At 40.1% G+C, this 10,088-nt stretch carries 7 protein-coding genes and 1 pseudogene; 4 read left to right on the plus strand and 4 right to left on the minus strand.

Translation table 11 applies throughout. The features are described 5' to 3' along the window. The first annotated feature begins 505 nt into the window (after positions 1–505). Both nifJ and NWP25_RS16585 read left to right on the plus strand, forming a co-directional pair. Entirely contained in the window at positions 506–4,075 is a 3,570-nt protein-coding gene (nifJ, locus tag NWP25_RS16580; protein WP_280649775.1) for a pyruvate:ferredoxin (flavodoxin) oxidoreductase, read from the plus strand. A gap of 155 nt (positions 4,076–4,230) precedes the next feature. Beyond that, positions 4,231–5,091, plus strand: a complete 861-nt coding sequence (locus NWP25_RS16585; RefSeq protein ID WP_280649774.1) for a TauD/TfdA dioxygenase family protein — start codon at positions 4,231–4,233, stop codon at positions 5,089–5,091. Positions 5,092–5,146: 55 nt separating this feature from the next. Here NWP25_RS16585 and NWP25_RS16590 read toward each other — a convergent pair whose 3' ends face one another. Continuing rightward, a complete protein-coding gene (locus NWP25_RS16590) occupies positions 5,147–5,974 on the minus strand; it encodes a sulfurtransferase (protein ID WP_280649773.1) in 828 nt (275 codons plus the stop codon). Between the two features lie 31 nt (positions 5,975–6,005). On the opposite strand from NWP25_RS16590, the gene NWP25_RS16595 reads away from it, so the two are divergent. Together NWP25_RS16595 and glmU are read left to right on the plus strand one after the other, a co-directional pair. Further along, complete coding sequence (locus NWP25_RS16595; RefSeq protein WP_280687529.1) at positions 6,006–6,980, plus strand: tRNA (5-methylaminomethyl-2-thiouridine)(34)-methyltransferase MnmD; 975 nt, start codon at positions 6,006–6,008, stop codon at positions 6,978–6,980. A 135-nt stretch (positions 6,981–7,115) separates the two neighbouring features. Continuing rightward, the gene (glmU, locus tag NWP25_RS16600; protein WP_280699821.1) at positions 7,116–8,489 is read left to right on the plus strand and encodes a bifunctional UDP-N-acetylglucosamine diphosphorylase/glucosamine-1-phosphate N-acetyltransferase GlmU; all 1,374 of its coding nucleotides are present in this window, start codon (positions 7,116–7,118) and stop codon (positions 8,487–8,489) included. A gap of 135 nt (positions 8,490–8,624) precedes the next feature. Here the strand turns inward: glmU and NWP25_RS16605 are convergent, their stop codons facing one another. The 3 genes and pseudogenes from NWP25_RS16605 to NWP25_RS16615 all read right to left on the minus strand — a co-directional run. Continuing rightward, positions 8,625–9,572: an isoaspartyl peptidase/L-asparaginase gene (locus NWP25_RS16605; protein ID WP_280649770.1), complete on the minus strand. Its 948-nt coding sequence runs from the start codon at positions 9,570–9,572 to the stop codon at positions 8,625–8,627. A 75-nt stretch (positions 9,573–9,647) separates the two neighbouring features. Then, positions 9,648–9,803, minus strand: a complete 156-nt coding sequence (locus tag NWP25_RS16610; RefSeq protein ID WP_280649769.1) for a DUF2256 domain-containing protein — start codon at positions 9,801–9,803, stop codon at positions 9,648–9,650. A gap of 85 nt (positions 9,804–9,888) precedes the next feature. Further along, positions 9,889–10,088 (minus strand): annotated as a pseudogene (locus NWP25_RS16615) (RNA-guided endonuclease TnpB family protein); the annotation flags it as partial.

The following is a 10,088-nucleotide window of genomic DNA, read 5'->3' on the forward strand; positions in this document are numbered from 1 at the left end:
ACCTTCAAGCTTGTATGTGTCAACAAATCAGTTATGTTCATTGGATGGAAGATATTATGAGATGTTGACATTTTCACCTTTGATAGGACTACTATATCTAACTATGTAAAGTTTTGTAACGACATTCAACATTTCTGATACAGATTTAATTAATTTGTATTTTTTGTAGAAATATTTTTGTACAATGCTTCATGTTTTGTTGAAATTCTGATAATTCCCGCACCCCCACCCCGTGGGTTGGAAAAAAATACTTGAAACCTATGACAATAAAAGTCTGCAAAATATGAGTACACTATTAATATTAAGCACATAGAAGTATATACCAAAAGTTAATATTGAGAATATAAGTCTCCGGGGGAGAATAATAAATAATCTTTAATTAATAGCTGGAGTTGCTTACAATATCCCCTAATTCTATTGAAAACTGGGGATAAAATCCTCTATGTCGCTTTTTTATGGGTGATTTAGAAAAATATACAATTCTTCAACAAAAAACACAAACTACATGAACAAAACCTTTGCAACTATTGACGGAAACGAAGCTGTTGCTCGTGTTGCTTACAAGTTAAATGAAGTCATCGCCATTTATCCTATCACACCTTCTTCGGCAATGGGTGAATGGGCGGATACTTGGGTGGGTGCAAATCAGCGAAATCTCTGGAATACTGTTCCCAGGGTTGTCCAGATGCAAAGCGAAGGCGGTGCGGCTGGTGCTGTACATGGCGCATTACAAACAGGCTCTCTGAGTACCACTTTTACTGCTTCTCAGGGACTATTATTAATGATACCCAATCTTTACAAAATCGCCGGAGAGTTAACCAGCACTGTAATTCATGTTGCTGCTCGCTCTGTTGCTACTCACGCTTTATCTATTTTCGGTGACCATACTGATGTCATGGCTTCCCGTGCTACTGGCTTTGCTATGCTCTGTTCGGCTTCAGTCCAAGAAAGCCATGATTTTGCTTTCCTTGCTCAAGAAGCTTCTTTAGAAACACGGGTGTCGTTTATGCATTTCTTCGATGGATTCCGCACATCCCATGAGGTGCAAAAAATCCAATTGTTATCAGATGATGAAATGCGATCGCTAATTAAGGAAGATTTTATTGAACTTCATCGCGCCCGGTGTCTGACTCCAGACCGTCCTTTGCTACGGGGAACAGCCCAAAATCCCGATGTTTTTTTCCAATCCCGTGAAGGTGCTAACCCTTACTACAAGGCCACTCCCGCCATTGTCCAACGCTTAATGAATGAATTGGGTGAATTGACAGGGAGATATTATCACATTTATGAATATCACGGTGCTAGTGATGCTAGTCGAGTGGTTGTTATTATGGGTTCGGGTTGTGAAACAGTTCATGAAACAGTAGATTATCTCAACACCCAAGGGGAAAAGGTGGGAGTGGTGAAGGTGCGGCTATACCGCCCTTTTGATGTGGAAAGATTTGTTGGTGTTTTACCTAAAAGTACACAAAAAATAGCAGTTCTTGACCGCACTAAAGAACCAGGAAGCCCGGGAGAACCGTTGTATTTAGATGTAGTTGCTGCTATTCATGAAGTTTGGGACGAAGAAAAGCCTAAAGTTATTGTTGGTGGTCGTTACGGTCTTTCCTCTAAAGAGTTTACTCCGGGGATGGTGAAGGCTATTTTTGACCATCTGGCTCAACCACAACCAAAAAATCATTTTACTGTTGGTATTGATGATGATGTTAGTCATACTTCCCTTGAATTTGACCGCCATTTTTCTATTGAACCAGATAATGTCATCCGCGCTATATTCTATGGATTAGGGTCCGATGGTACTGTAGGTGCTAACAAAAATTCTATTAAAATTATTGGGGAAGAAACTGAGAATTACGCCCAAGGCTATTTTGTCTATGATTCAAAAAAGTCTGGTTCCATGACGGTTTCTCATTTGCGTTTTGGTTCTCGTCCCATTCGCTCAACTTATCTTATTAATCAAGCCAATTTTATTGGTTGTCATCATTGGGGACTTATGGAACGCATCGATATATTACAAGCTGCGACCTTTGGGGCAACTTTGTTGCTTAATAGTCCTTATAATGCTGATAATGTTTGGAGCTATTTACCCACAAAAGTACAACGGCAAATTATAGACCAAGAACTTCAAGTTTATATTATTAATGCTAATGAAGTTGCTCGCCAGTGTGGGATGGGTGGAAAAATTAACATTATTATGCAAGTGTGTTTTTTTGCTTTAGCGAAGGTATTACCCCAAGGAACAGCAATTACTAAAATTAAAGAAGCTATTGAAAAAACTTACGGTAAAAAGGGTGCGGAAATTGTCGAGAAGAATTTGCAAGCAGTGGATAATACCCTTCGTAATTTACAAAGGGTAGATATACCTTCAAAAATTCAAAGTTCAAACTTTGTCACTTCCAGTCCTAATTTACTAGACAATGCTACGGATTTTATCCAAAATGTTTTGGGAGAAATAATAGCTTGGCGTGGTGATAATATACCAGTAAGTGCATTACCACCTGATGGCACTTTTCCTACCGGTACAGCTAAGTGGGAAAAACGTAATGTTGCTGAAGAAATACCTGAGTGGGAACCGGATATCTGCATTCAGTGCAATAAATGCGTAATGGTTTGTCCCCATAGTGCTATCCGTGCTAAGGTTTATCCTCTAAATGAGTTAATTAATGCACCTGTTAATTTTAAATCAGTGGATGCTAAGGATAGGTCTTTTGGCTATGAAAGATTTACTATTCAAGTCGCCCCAGAAGATTGTACAGGATGCGGTGTTTGCGTGGATGTTTGTCCAGCTAAAAATAAATCAGCACCCTTCCAGAAAGCTATTAATATGACCCAGCAGTTACCTTTACGGGAGCAAGAGCGTAAAAACTGGGACTTTTTTTTACGATTACCTAATCCTGATAGATTAAAGTTAAAGATTAACCAGGTTCGCCAACAACAGTTCCAAGAACCATTGTTTGAGTTTTCTGGAGCTTGCGGAGGTTGCGGGGAGACTCCTTATTTAAAATTGTTGTCACAATTGTTTGGCGATCGCGCAATTATTGCTAACGCCACAGGTTGTTCTTCTATTTACGGAGGTAACCTCCCTACAACTCCTTGGACAACTAATGCTCAAGGACGTGGACCCGCATGGTCCAATAGCTTGTTTGAAGATAACGCTGAATTTGGCTTTGGTTTCCGTCTGTCTTTAGATAAACAAGCTGAATTTGCAGCGGAGTTATTGCAACAATTAGCAACCGATCTGGATGAAAAGCTTGTTGATTCTATCCTTAATGCTCAACAAAAAACAGAAGCTGATATCTGGGAGCAACGAGAACGGGTAGAGTTGCTGAAGAAATTATTAGAACAATTTCCCAGTGATGAAGAAAATTCTAGTTTACAATCCCAAGTCAGAAAGTTAAAATCCCTTGCTGACTACTTGGTTAAGAAAAGCGTTTGGGTTGTTGGTGGTGACGGTTGGGCTTATGACATTGATTTTGGGGGTATTGACCATGTATTGGCTAGTGGTCGTAATGTAAATATATTAGTTATGGATACAGAAGTGTATTCTAACACCGGCGGTCAATCCTCTAAAGCTACGCCTAAAGCAGCAGTAGCGAAGTTTGCTGCTAACGGTAAACCCGCACCCAAGAAAGATTTAGGTTTAATGGCCATGACCTACGGAAATGTTTACGTAGCCAGTGTAGCTTTGGGTGCAAAAGATGAACATACCCTCAAAGCTTTTATTGAAGCTGAAGCTTATGATGGTCCGTCATTAATTATTGCTTATAGCCATTGCATAGCCCACGGTATTAATATGAGTACCGCTATGAACCACCAAAAATCTTTGGTAGAGTCCGGTCGTTGGTTATTGTATCGCCACAATCCACAATGGGAAAATCAAGGTAAAAATCCTCTGCAATTAGATATGCCATCGCCTAAAAAATCTGTGGTACAATCGATGTATGAAGAAAATCGCTTCAAAATGTTGACTAAAAGTAAACCAGAAATTGCTCAATATTTGTTAGAACAGAGCCAAGCTGAGGTAGATGCCCGTTGGCGGATGTATCAATATTTATCAAAGCGTCCATTGCTTTAATTATCTTATAAAGTAAGTTTTAATTTGAGAGTTAAAAACAGAACATGGAAGGTGAGGGAGAAAAACAAAATTTTCCCTCACTCTGCTATTGGGAAGATGAATTCAGTTCCCTTAGTTAGGGAAGATGAGAACTATGTCTATAAAAAACAATAAAAATGCAGTTTCACCCAAGGCCAGAATATTCTAGACTGGGAATAGAAGTACTACCAAAATCCAATGTCACAGAAATCACCGATGATGAAATTACTTGTTTAAAAAATGCTCTTTGGCATCATGGGGTAGTTGTTGTTAAAAACCAACATTTGACCGCATCACAGTTAAAAAAGTTTGCGGACAAAACTTTTAGTAAAATTAATTTTGATTATCCATCTCAACAATTCAACCCAAATGTTAATTCAGATTTACAAAGTCCTGGTGTGTCGATTTTAGGAAATTTTGGGATTAACACTAAAGAAATTGTAGGTAAATTTGCTTGGCAATGGCATCATGATAAAGATTTTCTACCTGAAACAGATAATCTAGATATGAATGCTTTATATGTAGTCATGCTGTATGGAGTAGAAATACCACCAGAAGGAATTGATAAGCAACCCCACACAACAGCTTTCCTGGATATGATAGAAGCTTACAATAACCTTCCCCATGAATATCAACAGCAACTAGAGTTAATGTCTATGTATCATTTGCCACCAAGAACTTATCTACCAGGAGATAATGTACCCATGAAATTACATCCTATTGTTTCTACACACCAGGTAACTAAAAAAAAGGGATTATATTTAGGTTCAGATACATCAATTCTCGTGGGTATGGAAGATAAGTTAAATTTAGCAAAAGAGTTTTGGCAAGAATTATTTCAAATTGTCCTCAAATCCACACCAATTTATAATCATGTATGGAAACCCAATGACCTTGTAATGTGGGATAATTCTCAAGTTATGCACGCAGGTATTCCTTATGATAGTGGGAAATATAAGCGGGTTGCTTTGCGCGTGGGGGTAGTGGATAAGGTGTGATGTGGTTGGTGGGTGCTTCTTGGGATGTAAGGAATTGATAAATTTAGTTTCTTTCCTAATCGTAACTAATCCAGTCACTCCAACCACCAGCATACAGTTTTCCTGTATGAATATTGGCTATAGCTAAAGAAAGTAAATTGACACAGGCGGTTACACCAGAACCACAATAAACTATAATTTCTTCAGCACATTCTAACTTCTCCCACCGTTGGCGTTGCTCAGAAGAAGAAAGTAAATAACCAGAGGAACTTGTAACATCCAACCAAGGATAGTTAACAGCGCCGGGAATATGTCCAGCAATTTTATCTATTGGTTCATGCTCTCCTCGGTAGCGATCGCTTGTTCTGGAATCCACTAAAGCTACTGTGGGTAAATCTTTGCGATTTTTCACCCCTTCAATATCTACCACCATTTCTGTGTTAACATTGGGGGCAAAATAGTTCCCAGAGTCAACAACGGGTGGAGTTATGTTTGTCACAGGATAACCCAGCTTTTGCCATGCTGTAAATCCTCCATCCAATACCACCACTTTCTCGTGTCCTAAGTAGCGTAATAACCACCAAAGACGAGACGCAAAGCAAAGGCGAGAATCATCGTAAGCTACAACTAAAGTTTTTTGAAAATCCACTCTCATTGCTGATAACTTCAATGCTAAATCATTGATATTAGGTAGGGGATGTCTACCACCATGGTTTTTTACGGTACTAGAAAGATTGTGATTTAAATCTAGGTAATAAGAATTTTCAATATGATTTTCTTGATATTGTTGTTTTCCTAAATCTGGATGAGCAAGGGAAAAACGACAATCCACAATTACAATTAGAGGGTGGTTAAGATGCTCTAGAAGCCAAGATGGGGAAACAAAAAACCTAGGGTTATTCATACGTTAGGGAAAATATATCATAAAAAATACCATGTCAGAATTAGAAGACTTCATTCCCCAGTTAACAGCAGATAATTCATTCACTTTTATCTCCCGAGAATTTAATGAATCATTTCACAGCCACTTTGGAGCCAGACAAGAAAGTTTTTCAAAATTTGTCCTTCCTACTCAACTAGCGGAAATTGCTCACAAGCCAACCCTGCGATTATTGGATATTTGTTATGGACTAGGATACAACACTGCGGCGGCTTTGCAAACAATTTGGTCTGTCAATCCCCATTGTTACGTAGAGTTAATTGGCTTGGAAATTAATCCCGCAGTACCACAAGCAGCCATAGCCCATCACCTATTTGATAATTGGGATTACGGTAGCCAAGGTTTTTCTAAAAAAGGGAACAGGGAAGAAGGTACAGCGCACATAGGAATTTTATCAGCATTAGCTTTTGAGCAGCAAGTACAAACAAGTCGTCTTCAAGGTAAACTACTCATCAATGATGCTAGAAAGTCAATTACACAAGTACATCAATGTGGCTTTAAGGCTGATGCAATTTTTTTAGATTCTTTTTCTCCTCCTCGGTGTCCTCAGCTATGGACTGTTGAGTTTATTGACAAAGTTGCTCAATGTCTACATAGTAATGGTTTGCTAGCAACATACTCTTGTGCTGCTGCTGTGCGCCGAGCTTTGTTACTTGCTGGACTAGAAATAAGTTCTACCCCCCCTGTTGGTAGGCGATGTCCTGGTACAGTAGCAGCGCATCCACAGCGTAGTCAAACAACACCTTCATCTTCTCTAAAATTCCTTCCCCCCCTTTGTCAACAAGAACAAGAACATTTACAAACTCGTGCTGCAATTCCTTACCGCGATTACCAATTACAAGACCCCCCTCACATCATAATCATGCGGCGACAAGAAGAACAAAAAACTTGTTCACTAGAACCCACTTCCCGTTGGCGAAAACGCTGGCTATTAGCAAATGTACAAAAAAATTATATAGAAAAAAATTAAATTGCCTTACCGTCAGCTTTTGTATCTGTTTTTCATAAGAAAATAAAATTAGTTAAATACTAATATCATTTGCAGACCCAAAATATATCAAAATAACAGCAAACCAAAAAAATACTCATAGCTGATAGATAAAGTATGGTAATTGTAGCAATTCTAGCAGCAGGACGGGGCACAAGGATGAAATCACACCTACCCAAAGTCTTGCATCCCTTGGGTGGAAAAACCCTCATAGAAAGAGTCCTCCACAGTGTGGAACCGCTTTCACCTTCACAGCGGATTGTCATTGTGGGATATCAGAAAGAATTAGTCAAAGCAGCAATGCAGCTTCCCAACTTAGAATTTGTAGAACAGAGTCAACAATTAGGGACTGGTCACGCCATCCAGCAATTACTACCCTGCCTTGAAAATTATACAGGGGATTTACTGGTATTGAACGGCGATGTACCGTTATTACGCACCCAAACCCTTGAACAGCTCATACAAACCCACCAAGAACACCAAAACGCTGCTACAATTCTCACAGCTCACCTAAATCAACCTCAAGGTTACGGACGGGTTTTTTGTGATAGTGAAAATACCGTCCAAAAAATTGTGGAAGACAAGGACTGTACTGCTATTCAAAAACAAAATTGTTGCATTAATGCCGGAGTTTATTGCTTTAATTGGCGACAATTAGCCAAAATTCTCCCTGATTTACAACCTAATAATGTCCAGAAGGAATATTACCTCACAGATGCTGTTACTCAACTAGGGAAAGTCATGGCTGTCGATGTAAAAGATTCTCAGGAAATTCTCGGCATCAATGATCGCTTACAATTAGCAACAGCCTACGAAATTTTGCAAAAGCGAATCAAGGAAAAATGGATGATGGCTGGTGTTACCCTCATAGACCCTAACAGCATCACCATTGACGACACCGTGGAAATACAGCCAGACGTAATTATTGAACCTCAAACCCACCTACGAGGAAATACCACCATTCAAACAGGAAGTCGCATTGGACCTGGAAGTTTAATTGAAAACAGTCAACTAGGTGAAAACGTCACAGTCAAGTATTCCTTAGTAACAGAAAGCATCGTTGAAGCAGGAAGCCGAGTTGGACCTTATGCTCATTTGCGTGGTCACGCAGTAGTGGGTGCAAATTGTCGCGTAGGTAATTTTGTGGAAATCAAAAACAGTCAATTAGGCGATCGCACAAACGCTGCACACTTATCATACTTAGGTGACACCACCACAGGGAACCAGGTAAACATTGGTGCTGGTACAATTACAGCCAACTATGATGGAGTTAAAAAGCATCATACTTACATAGGTAACTACACCAAAACTGGTTCCAACAGTGTTTTAGTAGCACCAGTCACATTAGGAGACAACGTTTATGTAGCTGCAGGTTCCACCATAACAGAAAATGTACCAGATAATTCTTTAGTAATTGCCCGTAGTCGTCAAGTAGTGAAACAAAGCTGGGAACAGAAAAAACTCCACCAGAAAACCAACGATGAACAATAATTCTTACCATTAGGTAAAAAATAGGTGAACCATTGAACCCATTAAGCTGAAATTCAAGCTGCTGTAGCCATGGGGTGAAAGACACTTTCGCCCCATCATTAGACCTAATTCATCCCGAGGCAACTTGACTGTTTATTAACAACAGCCAACCAACTCCCCGTTATTCCATTCCAAAGTATCACCAATCCTGTGGCCATCGTGGTAAGCAGCAAGTAACACTTCACTTGTTTTACCCCATGATATCGCTCCAGTTGCATCTAAAGCAATAGCACCCAAATCCCGCCGATTCTTGCTAGCTTCGCAAAACGAGCGTTGCATAGAATCTTGGAGAGACATACCATCACCCACGCGCACCACCACCTTAGCAGCCAGACATTCATCAATAATATCTTCGCCAATGCCTGTACAGCTAACTGCGGCATACTTACTAGCATAGTTACCTGCCGGCATAGCAGAATCACTGACTCTACCAATGCGTTCAAAGCCTTTACCCCCAGTAGAAGTACCCACAGACAAGCCCCCATAGGAATCTAAAATAACTACACCAATGGTTCCCCGTCCACCATTGCTGGCTTCCGCCAACTCCGGTTCTGCCACCACCCCAGCCATAGTGCTTTTAAAATTATCCTGGCGTTCTTGCATCCATTCTTTCAACCTTAAATCAGTTAAAGCATTGTAGGTGGGAACTTGTAACTCCCGTGCTAGTTCCGCCGCACCGTAGTCAGAAAGCACCCGATCTGGGGAATTTTGTAAAAAAAATACCAGCTCAATGGGATTTTTAACCCTAGAAACATTAATTATACCACTAAACCGCCCTAACGTACCATCCATCAAAGAAGCGCTCATACGAATTTGACCATCAGATTGCAGCACCGAACCAGTACCAGCATTAAAGCGGGGGTCATCTTCTAACATTCTGCAACCTTGCAACACCGCCTCAGATGCAGTTACCCCTGACAGCAGTAGAGAATAAACCGCCTCGACTGTGGTATGCAGTGAACGGCGTACAGACTCTAAACCTCCTTTACCGTGGAGAGAACTACCAGCTCCCCCATGAATAATTACTTTCGGTTGCACCTTCATGATTTATCACCCTTGGGCTATGTGCGTGTGTGTCCCCATTAATGTAACTAGGAAATAGTGTTTTTTGCAGTTTCTTTAATTTTGAGCTTGAGAACGACGACGACGACAACGTTCTGAGCAGTATTTCACCTCATCCCAACAATCTTGCCATTTTTTGCGCCAGGTGAAGGGACGTTGACATACAGGACAGATTTTTTCAGGTAGGTCAGATTTAGATACTTTACGCCCCATATAAGTGAGGTAAACGGTGTTTGAGTTTTAGGGAGTAAGGAGTAAGGAGTAGGGAGTAGGGAGTAAATTGTTAAGCTTCCCCGGTCTAAAGACACGGGGATTTCTGAATATTCCATAAAAGAACTTTCTTAGGTTGACTTAAACAACCTCTACTGATTCCGGTTAAGTCAAACTTAAACATCATCGCTACTTTACGAATAATATTGGCTGCTCCGTTGCAGTCAGCGTTTATTTTTATTCCTTGCTTATTTCTAAACAAACCTCTTTTTACTCTGTTTCCGCTAC

The organism is Umezakia ovalisporum Ak1311 (assembly GCF_029891685.1).
Lineage (GTDB): Bacteria > Cyanobacteriota > Cyanobacteriia > Cyanobacteriales > Nostocaceae > Umezakia > Umezakia ovalisporum.

Excerpts from the sequence above, each read along its gene's own strand:
- NWP25_RS16610 (WP_280649769.1), bottom strand. The coding sequence starts at position 9,803 with ATGGGGCGTAAAGTATCTAAATCTGACCTACCTGAAAAAATCTGTCCT.
- NWP25_RS16590 (WP_280649773.1), bottom strand. The coding sequence starts at position 5,974 with ATGAATAACCCTAGGTTTTTTGTTTCCCCATCTTGGCTTCTAGAGCAT.
- NWP25_RS16585 (WP_280649774.1), top strand. The coding sequence starts at position 4,231 with ATGCAGTTTCACCCAAGGCCAGAATATTCTAGACTGGGAATAGAAGTA.
- NWP25_RS16605 (WP_280649770.1), bottom strand. The coding sequence starts at position 9,572 with ATGAAGGTGCAACCGAAAGTAATTATTCATGGGGGAGCTGGTAGTTCT.
- NWP25_RS16595 (WP_280687529.1), top strand. The coding sequence starts at position 6,006 with ATGTCAGAATTAGAAGACTTCATTCCCCAGTTAACAGCAGATAATTCA.
- glmU (WP_280699821.1), top strand. The coding sequence starts at position 7,116 with ATGGTAATTGTAGCAATTCTAGCAGCAGGACGGGGCACAAGGATGAAA.
- nifJ (WP_280649775.1), top strand. The coding sequence starts at position 506 with ATGAACAAAACCTTTGCAACTATTGACGGAAACGAAGCTGTTGCTCGT.